Source organism: Halomonas sp. 3F2F (assembly GCF_014897805.1).
Lineage (GTDB): Bacteria > Pseudomonadota > Gammaproteobacteria > Pseudomonadales > Halomonadaceae > Vreelandella.
Genome location: NZ_JABUZE010000145.1, coordinates 1 through 14,251, shown reverse-complemented (window position 1 = coordinate 14,251; position 14,251 = coordinate 1). Strand labels below are relative to the sequence as shown.

The following is a 14,251-nucleotide window of genomic DNA, read 5'->3' as shown; positions in this document are numbered from 1 at the left end:
GGTTCTGGTTCTGGTTCTGGTTCTGGTTCTGGTTCTGGTTCTGGAACAGAGGCTAGCTCAGGCGCTGGTTCTGATTCACTTGTTTGTGTCTTTTCAGCGGTTTCTTCAACGGATGTACTGTGTTCCGCTGGCGCGGCTTCAGGCACTGACGTTTCTTGCACAACAGCTTCCGCCGTTGACGAGGCCTGCTCTGTTTTATGCTCTAGCGCTGGCTCTTTGGTAGCCTCTACTTTGCCATGCTCCTCCTGAGACAGCGCCTGCTGATCTTGCTGCTCCTGTTGGGAGTCGTGCTTTTTCTTACGTTTGAAAAAACCGAACATAGGTGTCATCCGACTAAATAGGTGAACATTGCGATTATCCTACCATCGCAGACCAAGACTTTGGATAAGTAGCCCGCTACAATCCGCGTTATGAAACGACAACGCTCTTCTCGCCCTTCTACTTCTCGCTCATCGACAGCGCGGCGCGGGCCTGCCAAACCGCCGGGTAAGCTACGCATCATCGGCGGCGACTTTCGCCGCCGTCAGTTGCCTGTACTCGACCACCCAGGGCTACGGCCCACCCCTGATCGCGTGCGTGAGACCCTATTCAACTGGCTAGGCCAACACCTGTTTGGCAAACAAGTGCTGGACCTCTTTGCAGGCACAGGAGCACTAGGCTTTGAAGCCATTTCCCGCGGCGCCAGCAACGTTACGTTTGTCGAGCGCGATTCCCGGGTAGCCGCGCTAATTAGTGAAAATATTATCACCCTTAGCACCAGTAATGGCCGAGTGGTATCTACCGATGCACTCGCTTTTCTCAACCAACCCTGCCAACAGCCTGCGGATGTCGTCTTTCTTGATCCACCGTTTCATCAAGGCTTAGCCGCTTCCTGCTGTTCCGCATTAGAAACCGGCGGCTGGCTTGCAGACGATGCCATGATCTACCTGGAAACTGAAAAGTCCCTATCTCCAAGCGTGCCCACTAACTGGCAGCTTTATCGGGAAACCCAGGCGGGCGAAAGTGCGGCTCGCCTCTATCTTCGTAAACCCGTGTAAACTGCGCTTGCCGCAATCCTGCAGCGGCGTTACGCTCGCCCAACTGAATTACGTTTTTGTCCCCGTTATGACAGGTAGTGTGCCTGTCGACGTTATTGGAGGTAGGCATGAGCCTTGAGTTATTTAACCAGCTGGAACAGAAAATTACCGACACCGTTGAGGCGTTGGAATTGATGAAGCTTGAAAACGAAGAGCTGCGTGGCGAGAACGCACTGCTAAAGCAAGAACGTGAGGAGTGGGAGCGCCGTTTACAGGGTGTACTCAGCAAATTTGAAGACATCGAAAGCGATAGCGTGTCTTAAAGTAAGCGCGACATCAGTAGCGCATCTTCTCGCCCGGCGGCACCCTGTGCAGCCGGGTAGTAACCTCGGCGCCGACCATCTTCATTAAACTCGTAGTGCTGATAAAGCGTTATCGCACGTTGGTTACTTGCCCGCACTTCGAGCAGTAAGCGTTCGCTTTGCCACTGCCTAGCACAGGCGACCACTGCGCCAAGTAGCTTGCCACCGATTCCCTGGCCTTGCTGCTGTGGAAGCACTCCAATCGCTTGAAGCTCTGCCTCAAATGGCAAACGCACCACGATGGCATAACCAAGCAGCACACCGCCAACGGACACATTGCCAATCGAAGCTGATGGTTGCCAGTAGCCAATCACCTGTGAACCAGGATCGTCTAACGCATCACGTAGATGCTGCGAGCTTATACCACTGTTAGCTTGCGCTTCTAACGCCTGTAACGCAGCACTGTCAGCAACGCTTAATGGGCTTATCACCGGGTGGCAACCTCAGCACGCCACTGCTGACCAAGCGACACCAGCGCAGGCCAAAGCTTACGCTTGGCACTCCCGTGCTCGGCAAGTGTCCTCAATGCAGGGCCCTGCCACACGGGCAGCGACAGCGTTTGGCTGCGTTGCTGGCTAACAGCCATAACCCGCGCTAAGTGGGAATCATCGGCTAGTTCGTCAGCTCCCCACCACAACAGGCGTTCCAACTGCCAGCCCTGCCTACCCGCCGCGCCAGCAATAAAGGCAGCCACTCCGTCTTGCGCTTCTTCCAGCGGCTCCTCCGGCGTGAACGTGTTGGCCATTGGCGGCCATTTAAAATACGTCACCGCGGGCATTTCACCGCTCAACACGCCTGCTGCCCGCAGCATATTAGCCAGCAGTTGCTGTTCAATAGGCGTTATTTCCCCCTCATGAAGGCTTAACCAGCGCCCACCAACACACATACAGGAAAGACTGAACGTAAGCGGCTCAACTTTGCTAACCGGCTTTTTTTCCTGAGTAGAATTTTCCAGTGTAGAAGCAACGGGGGCGTCGGCTGGCTTACTGGCAGGAACAGGCGGTTGGCCCAGCAGCGCGCGCACTGCCGCCGGGGCCGAAGAGGATGCCGATGCCGTGTCAGTGGCAACGGAGGCACTATCGCCTTTCGGTGACTGATTACGCGGGCGAGGTGCAGGTGCATCGTCCAATAGCGCTTGAAGGCGCTCTCGCGGCGGAGTAACAGCAGGCGCATCTTCCCATTCGCACGCCTCCGTCGGTCGTGCGTTAGGCAGTTGATATTTGGCTGCCCAGGCTGTTATGCCCATTGCATCCAAATACTGCCGGCGAATAACGTCTGGCGTCACTGGCCGCCGCCCCGACAGTTAGGCGAATTCGGGCGCTCGCCGCCACGTGTCTGCCACTCTTTTGGGGTGTACAGGTGCAACGCCAATGCATGCACGGGCCCAGACAGCTCATCGGCGAGCAGCGCATAAATCTGCTGATGGCGCTTCACCGGCATTATGCCATCGAAGCTATCGCTTACCAGGGTGACTTTAAAGTGTGTCTCAGCGTTAGCCGGCACGTTGTGCATGTGGCTTTCATTTTCTACGTGCAGCACGTCGGGCGTTAACGCCGCTAACTTCTGCTCAATCTGTGTCTGCATCGCCATGAGTACTTTCTCCTTCAATCAGCAACCAATTTATTGTACGCCCTTACTTGCTAACAGACGATGCCCGCCGCTCAATGAGAGCACGCTGGGCTAACGCCACCCGGGAAAGGCTCGCCATTAGCGCTAGCAGCGTGGTGCCAGCTCCCAGCCATAGGGTTATCTGTACCGGTGACCCCAACGCCAAGGCCGCCCCTACCAATGCCACCCCAAGTGATTGTCCAACGGTACGGGTAGTGCTCATCACGCCGGAGACATTAGCGCTTCGCTCAGGCGGAAGACTGCCCATCATTTCGCGGTTGTTAGGTGGCTGAAACAGACCAAACCCGATGCCACACAAGGCGGTGCGCCACAGGCTGCCTGCCACGCCGGTAGATTCATCCACGAGTGCTAGCGCCACTAATCCCATCATCAGCAGTATCAAGCCTGCGCTTGAAAGAAGACTCGGGTTGATTCGGTCAGCTAAACGACCAGCCAGGGGGCCAACCACCATAATCGCTAACGGCCAAGGGGTGAACAACCAAGCTGTTTCCAGTGGCGAGAATCCCATCTGCTCCTGATAAAAAAACGACAGCGCAACAAACGTTAACCCCTGACCGATAAAGGCCAACCCTGACGCTGAAACAGCCAGCGTAAAGCGTTTTTCAGCAAATATACTCAGCGGTAGCAGCGGATAAGGTGCGTGGCGCTGGCGTCGAATAAACAGCGCACAAGCCAGCACCGCTATCACCGCCCAGCCACCGCTTTGCCATAGCGGTGCGGCATGGCCGACTGCATCCATTGCGAGAAAGAAGCTGGCTAGCATCAACATAGACAGCAGTGCACCCAGCACATCAAAGCTGCCCCGACGTGGTTTATCTCGTGGCAACGCACGACTAGCCAGCCATAGCGAACACACACCAAGCGGAACATTAAGCGCAAACAACCAAGGCCAGTCGGCAAACGAGAGGATGACGCCGCTCAGCGTTGGGCCGGCTGCATAGCCACCAGCCACCACTAACGCGCTAAGCCCTAAAGCGCTACCCAATAGCCGTGACGGAAAGATTGCCCGATACAGCGACGGACCGATGGACAGCGTGGCCGCTGCCCCCAACCCCTGCAAGGCGCGAAATATCAGTAGCGTTTCTAGATTACGCGACAGCGCCGCCCCTAACGCCGCGAAAACGAAGGTGGCCAAACCAAATAAATAGAGCCGCCTGCGGGTGATCAGCTCACTTATGCCGGCGAACACTAATAAGAACGCCGCGCAGACCACTTGGAATAAATTGGTGATCCATACCGCTCTGGAGGCAGGCACATTAAGATCTGCGGCAATCGTTGGGAGTGCCAAATTAATCATGGTGGTGTCGACCACCGCCATTAGCGTGCCAGTGACGAGTGCCAGTACGGCAAGCGCACGCGCGGGCCCTGGCAAACCATCGTCACCCGCCCGAGTTTCAAACAATCGCATGGTGGTTCGTTCCTAAACTGCACCATTAAAAACAATAAAACCGGCCTGGGCCGGTTCCACAATACGCATACATCAAGACGGCAATGCGCTAGTCTTGCTCATTATCGAGCAGGAGTGCCTCATCAACCTCAGAAATTTCAAGGGCGGTTTCGTCGTCAAGATCAATCGCAAGGTAGCTATGCTCAATGCGTAAAAAGTCTTGGAACAGTGACCAATCAAGCTTTTCTGGCCATTGGCGCTCATCCTCTTCCCAGGCACGCAGCTCAGTCTCTAGGATTTCTGCATAGCGCTCACGAACAAACGTCTCAAGCGCTTCGGGGGTATCCATCTCTGGGATAAGGTACACCGTACTTTCACGTTCGACGTCGTCCAGGGTCAGGTCGTCGTCTCCCATGGTGGGTTCGAGCGCATTGATCCAGTCCACGAAGGTCTGGGTCGGCCTGACGCTCAGGGCAGAGCGATTTAGCAGTTTCATGGGATTCTCCTCGCCGTCGAAACGTTGACCATTATGGGTGCTAACGGATTAGTTTGCCATCGGTGCAGACGCAATATCGATTGATTCGGTAAAATGCTGAAGAATTTTTAGCCAACAACACCGTTACTCATCGGCACGGCTGTTACAGTCCTATCTACAGCCCTATCTACAGCCCTATCTACAGCCCTATCTACAGCCCTCTGCCGGATAGACCATTAGGATACGCTTAATGAATACACAGACACGACTTGAAACGATTAAACACAGCGTAGAACAGAACGAGTTAAACTGGCCTAACGCTGACATCACCCTCGACCAAGACAATGATTCGCTGGTGTTTACACTCAAGGACTACGGCGACTTACCTGTTACCCTGACGTATTCCGAGCAAGAGTGGCTGGTGATGACCGAAGTGGCGCCCACCAGCGCGGTTAAGGATATCACTACCTTCAACGATGCCTTGTTACGCCTGGGCATGACCCTACCGCTGGTCAGCGTTGGTATCCACACCTTGGGTGACGAAGATTACTATGTCGTCTATGGGCAGCTATTTTCAGACTGCAAGCTCGAGGCAATCAGTGCAGAAGTAGAAGCTTGCGCTCAGGCTGCCCTGGAAATTGCCGATTTAATCGACTGATTGTTCACCTGATTCAATATCAACCGGTTGTTCGTCCCACGCGCAAGCGTCGGATTAGTTCGATTTAAGGAGTTACCCGATGTTACTACGCAAAATGTTTACCGCCCTGCGCGGCAAAGCCACTGAAACCGGCGAAGCGATTGTCGATAGTCAGGGGATACGTATTATGGAACAAGAACTACGTGACGCCAAAACGGCAATGAACCGGGCCAATGAAGAACTCACTACCATCATGGCCAGGCGTAACCTTGCTGCCAAGGAAGTAGATACGCTGTCGGATAAAATGGCGGAATACGAAAAAAGCGCCATGGCAGCGCTTGAGAAAGGCGAGCAGAGCCTAGCCGAAGAAGTCGCTGGAGAAATTGCCCGCTTGGAAAGCGAGCGCGAAATCGCTCAGGCCAATGTCACCCAGTATGATGGCACTATCGAAGCACTGAAGTCGACCATCGCTAAATCTAAAGGTGAAATTCGCCGCGTTGAGCAGCAAATGTCCCACGTCAAAGCCACTGAAGCCGCGCAAAAAGCACAGGCTGCCGTGGCATCTCAACATGCTGGCCAAAATGCCAGCATGAACAGCGCCGTTGCCTCCCTTGAACGCATTAAAGAGCGCCAGGCCCTACAGGCTGAAAAGCTTAAGATTGGTGAATCAATGCAAGCACAAGATTCCGGCGCTGACTTGGAAGCGCGCCTTTCCCAGGCAGGTATCGGCAAACAGCAGACGTCAGGAAGCGATGTTCTGGCTCGCCTAAAAGCCAAGCAGAATGCTGGCAATTGAGTGCTAGCGTTATTACTACCGCCTGAACGCAAGGAAGACTGACGCCATGCCAGTGCTACAACGGCTACTAAAAGTTTTAAAAGCCTCTACGATTAACGTCAGTTGGACGTTTCTGTTACTGCTGGCACTGGCACATATGGCAACCTCTTGGCTACTCATGGGGCTCTCTGGCGAAGAGGTTGCCAACTCACTGCCGTTGTGGCTGTATTTTTACGTTGTTACGGCTTCCACCGTGGCCTATGGGGACTTCTCGCCGAGTTCAACTGCTGGGCAACTGATCGCTGTGTTTTACCTGATCCCAGGCGGTATTTCGCTATTTGCTGCCCTGATTGGCAAGGCAACCGTCACGGTGGGCAACTTTTGGAGGCAGCAAATGCAAGGAAAAGGCGATTACAGCGACCTTACTGGCCACACGGTGGTGTTAGGCTGGCATGGAGAAACCACTGAAAAGATCATTGATATTCTCAAAGCTGACCGGCAGCTCCCTGATGAAATCGTGCTGTGTGTCACCAAAGACATCAACAACCCACGTCCGGGCGACTTAAAATTCGTCAAGGGTGATAGCTTCGCCAACATGGAGCTTCTCAAGCGCGCCGGCGTTGAAAATGCCAGCCGTATTATTATCTATGACGGCAGCGATGAACGCGTGGCGACTGTGGCGCTTTCCGCTTATAGCCTAAAGTCTCCTGGCTGCCATATCGTTGCGCACTGCGAAAACCCTAACACTGCTGCAATGTTGCGCCGCACACTTCCAGGCATTGAATGCACCGAAGCTATGGCACTAGAAATGCTGGTGCGCTCAGCGACTGACGCAGGCATAAGCCGCGTCGTGAATGAACTGCTTGCTGTAAATCATGGTGCCACTCAGTACCAAACGCGGCTGCAAGATATTCCCAAAGGCAGCACGTTTGGCCAATTATTCTCCCTAGCCAAGGAGGCGCATAATGCCACCTTGCTTGGCGTCACTTCCATTAGTGACGAGGCGAATATGCTCAACCCACCCTCCGCCCCTGAGTTGAGTGATGGCGATGTGCTGTATTACATGGCCTATGAGCGCCTGACGTCGGCACATTTCTCATCGTTACTGGCATGACATCCAACCGTTTCAAGGAGGACCATCACTATGTTTGGTTCACTTAAATCACTGTTTCGTGCCAACAGTAAAGGCGTGCAACAAAAGCATGCCAGCGAAACCGCCCAACGCTCTAGCGGCCTACCCGTCGGCATGACCCCAGACGACTTTAGCGGTCTTCGACTCGGCGGTATGGTGTCGCTCAATATGCTGTCGCTGAAAGCGTTCGACAGCCTGAATTTTGATGCCAGTTGGAGTGGCGCTGCGCAAGAAATAGCCGCGATTGGCGTCGTCGAACTCGGCCAAGGCGAACAGCTAGCGCGCTTTTATCTGGAAAATGACACATGGATTCAAGCCTCCATTGCTAATGGCAAGGTGTTTGAATACAAACTGTTCGACTTCCTGTCGTCGCAACATGTTTCTAATCTTGAATTTGATGGTTTGATCAATCAGCCGGATAGCAAGGCACCCGCTCATCCACTCGGCCAGAGCAGCTTTACGCTGGAAGCAGGCGACGACATTCCAGACGACCTTAAACGCTATCAGCGCGTCTGGGGCGCTGAAAACAGCGAATGGTCAGCTCCGGTAGTGCTCGAGGAAACGGTGACTCGCGCCAATGGCAGCGGAATATCTCAAGTCACGCATCATTGCATGCTCTATGAACGCCATGATCAGGCCTCAGAGCGTTTTGAATATATTCTGCTAAGTGCTGAAGCCGATGAACTGGAAGGCAGCTATCAGTTAGTCACCAGCTTGGGCATCGATATCAGCGCAGTGATCATCGAAGCGCATTGATGGCTTTCTGTAGAGCCTTACTGATTACCCTTCACGACTTTCGATTCAACACGTCCAGCTTACAACTCACACCTAACGATTGACGACTAAAAAAGGAAACGATAATGGGCAATATCGGTATGTACTTGGCAGGCCTGCCAGCGTTTTTCGCCTACCTGATCACCGCAGCCATCCTGCTGGTAGCATTTATGGTCGCGTACAGTAAGATCACCCCGCATCATGAATGGAAGTTGATCCAAGAAGGCAACGCCGCGGCGGCAACCGCCTTTGGCGGCGCCACCCTAGGCTTTACCATACCGCTCTACAGCGCTATGGCGAACAGCGTGAGTTTCATTGACTTTATCGCCTGGGGCATTATCGCCTTTATCGTGCAGATCGTTACCTTCTTTGCCATCAAGCTGGTGCTGAAAAGCAAAGGGCAGAGCCTTTCCGGGCATATTACCGATGGCCACGTAGCATACGGCATTTTCGCGGCAACTATCGCTATCGCGGTTGGCCTGCTCAACGCTGCTTCCATGATCTGGTAAGGGGAGACTTTCATGCAATCATCTAACCAGCCACCGCGCCGCAAGCGTAGCTCTCGGCTGACCTTGGCTCTAATGGGTGCTGCCGGTACAGCCGCATTAGCCGGCTGTGGGCAGTCATCCCCGCCGCAAGACACTCTGTCAGATGTCAACTTCTCCGAGCCCAAGGCCTACCAGAACGTAGACGAGTGCGTGGCAGACGAGCTTTATACGCGCACCGCCTGTGAAGCGGCGTTTACGGCAGCCGTTGAAGCGGTTCCGCGCTTTGACTCCTTAGAAGCTTGCGAACAGGTACATGGCGAAGGTGCCTGTGAGCCCCCTCCCCAATCAGCTCAACAGGGGCAAGGTGGCAGTTGGTTTGGTCCCGCACTGATGGGCTATATGGTTGGCAACATGATGGCCAACCGCAATGGCGCGCGGGTACAAAGCCTGTATCAAGAGCCGGTCTACCGTACCCGCCAGAATCGCGGCGACTGGAATGCTGCGTCGTCCTCTGCTTCTTCACGGGTGGACCAACGTAACAAGGCCTTCCGCTCATCGGTTATGCAGTCCAACCAACGAGCAACTCAACGCTCTGGGTTCGGTTCGCGCTCCAGCGCACGGGGCGGATTTGGCTCCTAAGCTAACCTCCGTTCGCTTACTATCTTTCGACGCACTCACCTGCGCCAGCAAGGAGCCGTTTTATGTTGCGCGTTGCCATTACTGAACGCCCTCAATGGCGCGAACTGGCGCACCAGCTAGGGTTTCACTTCCATACTATTGAAGGGGAGCCCTACTGGACCGAGGATGCCTATTACCAGTTCACGTTGGCCCAGATCGAACAGGACATCGAGGACCCCACCGAGGCGCTGCACGAGATGTGTATGGATGCCGTTGATCGGATCTGCCAGTCTGATGCCCTGCTTCACCAGTTAAATATCCCTGAACAGATGTGGGGCGTTATTCGTGCCTCCTGGCGTAATGGCCAGCCACATCTCTATGGGCGCATGGATTTTGCCTATAGCGGTAATGGGCCTGCCAAACTGCTAGAGCTTAACTACGATACCCCCACCAGCATTTACGAGGCGGGCTTCTTTCAGTGGCTATGGCTTGAACAGGTGATCGAACAGCGCCTGCTGCCTGCCCACGCCGACCAATTCAATTCGATCCAGGAACGCATGATTGCTGCCCTCGCCCATATCGGGCAGCGCCTTGAACGCAACGGCTCAGCCTCTCCGGCACTGCACTTCGCTTCCATCAAAGCCCATGAAGAAGATCGCGCTACCGTTGCTTACCTGCAGGACTGTGCCCTACAGGCAGGGCTGAATGCTCCCTTTATCCATATCGAAGATATCGGCTATCAACCCAACACCGACCACGGCTGTTTTGTTGATCTGGAAAACCGGCCCATCCGTGCACTGTTTAAGCTCTACCCCTGGGAAGAAATGAGCGATGACGCTTTCGGTGAGCTACTGCCCATGATGCAAACTCACTGGTTCGAGCCCCCGTGGAAAGCCATCCTCAGCAATAAGGGCATTCTGCCGTTGCTATGGCAGTGGCATGAAGGCCATCCCAACCTGTTACCGGCGTATTTTGACACCAGCGATGGCACGTCGCTGACGCCCGGCTGGGTGCGCAAACCATTTTTCTCTCGGGAAGGTAGCAATATTGAGCTGATAACCACGAGCGGCCAGTACGAAGCCGTTGATGGCCCCTATACCGACAACCCGCGTATTCTGCAGGCCTACCACCCACTGCCGCGCTTTGGCGAACGGCATGCCCTGATCGGCAGTTGGGTAGTCGGTGACAAGGCGTGCGGCATTGGTATTCGTGAAGACGTTGGCAAAATCACCAAAGACTCCAGCTGCTTCGTACCGCACGCTATTGTCTAGAGCTTGTCAGCGTTACTCGCTGGCTTCGGGGCGCATCGCTGGGAACAGCAGTACGTCCCGAATAGAGGGGCTGTTGGTAAACAGCATTACTAAACGGTCAATACCAATTCCTTCACCCGCCGTTGGCGGTAAGCCATACTCCAACGCGCGCACGTAGTCGGCGTCAAAATACATCGCTTCCAGATCACCGGCATCTTTTTCGGCGGCCTGTTCGCGGAAACGTTCAGCCTGATCTTCGGCGTCATTAAGCTCCGAGAAGCCGTTGGCAATTTCTCGGCCACCGACAAAGAACTCAAAACGGTCGGTAACGAAAGGATTAGCATCGTTACGACGCGCCAGCGGGCTAACTTCTGCGGGGTATTCAGTAATGAACGTCGGCTGGTCCAGCTTTTGCTCGGCCACTTCTTCGAAGATCTCGGTCTGAACTTTACCCAGCCCCCAGCTCTCCTTCACTTTAATGCCCAGCTTTTCTGCAACCGCTTGTGCGGCTTCCAGCGTATCCAAATCCGCATCGGTGATGCCGTCGCCATGATCAAGAATCGCTTGGCGTAGTGTTAGGCGTTGGAACGGCTTCCCGAAGTCGTAGTTAGCACCTTGGTACTCGATCGTCGTCGTGCCCAGCACTTCTTGGGCCGCCGTGCGCAGCATGGCTTCGGTCATATCGAGCAGATCACGATAATCCGCGTAGGCCCAATAGAATTCGACCATGGTGAACTCAGGGTTATGTCGCGTAGATAACCCTTCGTTACGGAAATTACGGTTGATTTCAAAAACCTTCTCGAAACCACCCACCACCAGACGCTTGAGGTAAAGCTCTGGTGCAATACGCAGATACATATCAATATCCAGCGCATTATGGTGAGTAATAAATGGCCGCGCTGCCGCACCGCCGGGGATCGGCTGTAGCATCGGCGTTTCAACTTCCATAAAGCCGCGAGCTTCAAAGAAGCGGCGCATGGAGCTGATTACCGCCGCGCGAGTTTCAAATACCTTACGCGACTGCGGGTTCATGATCAGGTCTACGTAGCGCTGGCGATAACGCGCTTCCTGATCGGTCAGGCCGTGGAACTTATCCGGCAGTGGACGCAGGCTCTTGGTCAACAGCTGCGCTTCTACCATCATCACGTACAGGTCGCCCTTACCCGATTTGTGTACTGGGCCACGGGCAGCAACGATATCACCGATATCCCACCCTTTAATGTCCTCAAGCACATCAGCAGGCAAGCCCTTTTTATCTACGTAGAGCTGGATTTGGCCGGCCACATCTTGAATCACGATAAACGGGCCACGCTTACGCATGACGCGACCAGCCACCGACGCTTGATGATCAAGCGTTTCAAGCTCCGCTTTATCCTTTTCGCCCAGCAGGTTGTGTAGCTCAACCGTGAGGCTGTCACGGCGAAAATCGTTCGGGAAAGCGCTCTTACCTTGCTCAGCGGCGCGCTCACGACGAGCCGCGAGCTTGGCACGGCGCTCAGCGATTAGGTGGTTTTCGTTATCGAGAGAAGACGCGTCTTGGTTAGCCATCGGGCACCCTGTTCAATGTTCAAACGCTAAAAAAATTACAAACCCTGCTTTAGGCTAGCGACGATAAACTGATCTAAATCGCCGTCGAGCACTTTGTCACAGTTACTAGACTGAACGCCAGTGCGCAGGTCTTTGATGCGCTGATCGTCCAGTACATATGAGCGAATTTGGCTACCCCAGCCGATATCGGCTTTAGAGTCTTCCGCTTCCTGCTTGGCCGCATTGCGCTTTTGCATTTCGTGTTCCCACAACTTGGCCTTCAACTGCTTCATGGCGAAGTCGCGGTTAGCGTGCTGGCTGCGCTGATTCTGACATGCCACCACGATACCGCTGGGCTCGTGAGTAATCCTCACCGCTGAGTCGGTGGTGTTAACGTGCTGACCACCTGCACCGCTGGAGCGGTAGGTGTCTACGCGCAGATCAGAGGGATTAATTTCAACCTCAAAGCTGTCGTCAATTTCCGGCGACAAAAATACCGATGCAAACGACGTGTGACGACGGCCGCCAGAATCAAACGGGCTTTTACGCACTAAACGGTGAACACCTGTTTCGGTGCGCAACCATCCGAAGGCATAGTCCCCTTGAATATGCAGCGACGCCGATTTAATGCCTGCTACTTCGCCAGCAGAAATTTCGATAATCTCTGCTTTGAAACCGTGGCTCTCTGCCCAGCGTAAGTACATACGCAGCAGGATATTCGCCCAGTCCTGAGCTTCGGTACCGCCCGACCCCGACTGAATATCCAGATAGGCGTTGTTCTCATCCATTTCACCGGAAAACATGCGACGAAACTCGAGTTTCTCCAGTGCCACTTGCAGACCATCGAGCTCTTTGCGCACCTCATCAACGGTGCCTTCATCCTCTTCCATCTCAGCAAGTTCAAGCAGGTCGCGGCTGTCAGCCAAGCCCTGATCAAGCTCATCGATGGTGGCGACAATCGCTTCAAGCGATGAGCGCTCTTTACCCAGTTTCTGGGCATAGTCTGGATCATTCCAGACATTAGGGTCTTCAAGTTCGCGGGAGACTTCTTCTAGCCGATCTTTGCGTTCGGCATAGTCAAAGATACCCCCTAAGAACGTCTGTCCGCTCAGACAGGTCCTTAATCTGGTTATGAATCGGGTTAGTTTCCAACATGGATCGCCTAGCCTTGGTCAGTATCGCACGGTTCAAAAGAGACAGGCGCCGCTGGGGCAGCTAAGCGCCTAGGCTTACAAATGCCAACGCTAGCCGCCCCAGCGGCGAAATTCTGAGACGCATTGTAACGAAAGCCAACGCTTACCGCACCCACCCTGAAAAAGGATCGCCATGCAAAAAAACCCGGCTTACGCCGGGTTTATAGGTAAAACGACTCAAACAGTCAGCTTATGATCAGAAACGATAGGTAAGCTGAGCACCGAAGCCATGGGCTTCGTTTTTGTAGTCTGCTGAGTAGTTAGAGGTAATCGGCGGTGTTTGCTGCCCTGCCACGGTGAAGCTGTCGGTTTTGGTTTGATCAACCTGGGTGCTGCGCTCGGTAAGGTACGAGTAGGCAACGTCCAAGGTTAAATCAGGCGTGGGGCTCCAGCCTGCACCAATTGAGAAAATTCGGCGGTCGTCAGAGGGAATACGTACACTGCGCGTGGCATCTTGAGTGGGTGTAAAGTCCAGTGCGACCCCGGCACGTAGCGCCAGTGTAGGTGTTAACTGATACTCGCCACCCGTAGAGAACGCCCACGCATTAGAGTAGTTCTGCTGTTCGTTGGTAATCTCACCACGCTCAGTACCGGTGACCAAGATCTGGTCAAAGCGACTCCAGCGTGCCCAGGAAACACCGAACATCAGCTTCAGCTTGTCGCTCATTTGCTGAGTCAGCGAGAAGTTGACTGTTTCAGGCGTTGTTAAATCCAACGCTGCCGTATCTGTTACTGTACCAACCCCTAGCTGATCCAACACAGGTGAGTTCGCCGCAAAGCTGCCTTCTAGATTGAAATCTACTTTTGAGCGGTACGTTAAACCAAGGGTAGTTTCAGGTGCTGGCTGATAAATGATACCCAAGTTATAGCCCCAGGCCTCATCATCACCTTCTACACGTGAATCCACTTCAGAAAGACCCATCGGTGTTGCCACTGGCACCTGACGGCAGGGAAAATGCATGAAAACCCGCGCCATGATGCGGCTTTC

Annotated in this window: 17 protein-coding genes and 1 pseudogene; 9 read left to right on the top strand and 9 right to left on the bottom strand. The window is 54.1% G+C overall.

Annotation, left to right across the window (positions count from 1 at the left end; all coding sequences use genetic code 11):
• A pseudogene (locus INT21_RS15525) lies at positions 1-320 on the bottom strand (signal recognition particle-docking protein FtsY); the annotation flags it as partial.
• A 90-nt stretch (positions 321-410) separates the two neighbouring features.
• On the opposite strand from INT21_RS15525, the gene rsmD reads away from it, so the two are divergent.
• Together rsmD and zapB are read left to right on the top strand one after the other, a co-directional pair.
• Entirely contained in the window at positions 411-1,037 is a 627-nt protein-coding gene (rsmD, locus tag INT21_RS15520; protein WP_193059882.1) for a 16S rRNA (guanine(966)-N(2))-methyltransferase RsmD, read from the top strand.
• A gap of 107 nt (positions 1,038-1,144) precedes the next feature.
• Complete coding sequence (zapB, locus tag INT21_RS15515) at positions 1,145-1,339, top strand: cell division protein ZapB (protein WP_038481051.1); 195 nt, start codon at positions 1,145-1,147, stop codon at positions 1,337-1,339.
• Here zapB and INT21_RS15510 read toward each other — a convergent pair.
• The 5 genes from INT21_RS15510 to INT21_RS15490 all read right to left on the bottom strand — a co-directional run bounded on the left by INT21_RS15510 (position 1,336) and on the right by INT21_RS15490 (position 4,890).
• Positions 1,336-1,809: a GNAT family N-acetyltransferase gene (locus tag INT21_RS15510; RefSeq protein WP_193059881.1), complete on the bottom strand. Its 474-nt coding sequence runs from the start codon at positions 1,807-1,809 to the stop codon at positions 1,336-1,338. The genes zapB and INT21_RS15510 overlap by 4 nt on opposite strands.
• A complete protein-coding gene (locus tag INT21_RS15505; protein ID WP_193059880.1) occupies positions 1,806-2,663 on the bottom strand; it encodes a hypothetical protein in 858 nt (285 codons plus the stop codon). Before INT21_RS15505 ends, INT21_RS15510 begins: the two co-directional genes overlap by 4 nt.
• Positions 2,660-2,968 carry a BolA family protein gene (locus tag INT21_RS15500; protein ID WP_038481041.1) on the bottom strand — a complete coding sequence of 103 codons (309 nt, stop codon included), beginning with the start codon at positions 2,966-2,968 and terminating at the stop codon, positions 2,660-2,662. The genes INT21_RS15505 and INT21_RS15500 overlap by 4 nt, the downstream gene beginning before the upstream one ends.
• Positions 2,969-3,011: 43 nt before the next feature.
• Entirely contained in the window at positions 3,012-4,415 is a 1,404-nt protein-coding gene (locus INT21_RS15495) for an MFS transporter (protein ID WP_193059879.1), read from the bottom strand.
• Positions 4,416-4,503: 88 nt separating this feature from the next.
• Complete coding sequence (locus tag INT21_RS15490; protein ID WP_193059878.1) at positions 4,504-4,890, bottom strand: hypothetical protein; 387 nt, start codon at positions 4,888-4,890, stop codon at positions 4,504-4,506.
• A 229-nt stretch (positions 4,891-5,119) separates the two neighbouring features.
• Here INT21_RS15490 and INT21_RS15485 point away from each other — a divergent pair, with 229 nt between their 5' ends.
• The 7 genes from INT21_RS15485 to INT21_RS15455 all read left to right on the top strand — a co-directional run bounded on the left by INT21_RS15485 (position 5,120) and on the right by INT21_RS15455 (position 10,564).
• Positions 5,120-5,527, top strand: coding sequence for a DUF2170 family protein (locus INT21_RS15485; RefSeq protein ID WP_083000934.1), 408 nt, complete (start codon positions 5,120-5,122; stop codon positions 5,525-5,527).
• Between the two features lie 79 nt (positions 5,528-5,606).
• Positions 5,607-6,302 (top strand): PspA/IM30 family protein, encoded by a 696-nt coding sequence (locus INT21_RS15480; protein ID WP_083000932.1) that lies wholly within the window; start codon positions 5,607-5,609, stop codon positions 6,300-6,302.
• A 46-nt stretch (positions 6,303-6,348) separates the two neighbouring features.
• A complete protein-coding gene (locus INT21_RS15475; RefSeq protein ID WP_193068768.1) occupies positions 6,349-7,395 on the top strand; it encodes an ion channel in 1,047 nt (348 codons plus the stop codon).
• 30 nt (positions 7,396-7,425) lie between these two features.
• Positions 7,426-8,169 carry a DUF2491 family protein gene (locus INT21_RS15470; RefSeq protein ID WP_193059876.1) on the top strand — a complete coding sequence of 248 codons (744 nt, stop codon included), beginning with the start codon at positions 7,426-7,428 and terminating at the stop codon, positions 8,167-8,169.
• A 104-nt stretch (positions 8,170-8,273) separates the two neighbouring features.
• Positions 8,274-8,696: a DUF350 domain-containing protein gene (locus tag INT21_RS15465; RefSeq protein WP_009724104.1), complete on the top strand. Its 423-nt coding sequence runs from the start codon at positions 8,274-8,276 to the stop codon at positions 8,694-8,696.
• A gap of 12 nt (positions 8,697-8,708) precedes the next feature.
• Positions 8,709-9,314 carry a DUF1190 domain-containing protein gene (locus INT21_RS15460; RefSeq protein WP_193059875.1) on the top strand — a complete coding sequence of 202 codons (606 nt, stop codon included), beginning with the start codon at positions 8,709-8,711 and terminating at the stop codon, positions 9,312-9,314.
• Positions 9,315-9,376: 62 nt separating this feature from the next.
• Positions 9,377-10,564: a glutathionylspermidine synthase family protein gene (locus INT21_RS15455; RefSeq protein WP_193059874.1), complete on the top strand. Its 1,188-nt coding sequence runs from the start codon at positions 9,377-9,379 to the stop codon at positions 10,562-10,564.
• A 12-nt stretch (positions 10,565-10,576) separates the two neighbouring features.
• On the opposite strand, the gene lysS is transcribed toward INT21_RS15455, so the two are convergent.
• The 3 genes from lysS to INT21_RS15440 form a co-directional block, all read right to left on the bottom strand.
• Positions 10,577-12,091, bottom strand: a complete 1,515-nt coding sequence (gene lysS / locus INT21_RS15450) for a lysine--tRNA ligase (RefSeq protein ID WP_193068769.1) — start codon at positions 12,089-12,091, stop codon at positions 10,577-10,579.
• A 35-nt stretch (positions 12,092-12,126) separates the two neighbouring features.
• Positions 12,127-13,225 (bottom strand): peptide chain release factor 2 gene (prfB, locus tag INT21_RS15445; protein WP_193059872.1). Its coding sequence is split into 2 segments (ribosomal slippage): positions 12,127-13,149 and positions 13,151-13,225, totalling 1,098 coding nucleotides; the frame shifts between segments, so codons are not numbered across the junction.
• Positions 13,226-13,459: 234 nt separating this feature from the next.
• A partial coding sequence (locus INT21_RS15440) for an OmpP1/FadL family transporter (protein WP_193085429.1) occupies positions 13,460-14,251 on the bottom strand: 792 nt, incomplete at its 5' end.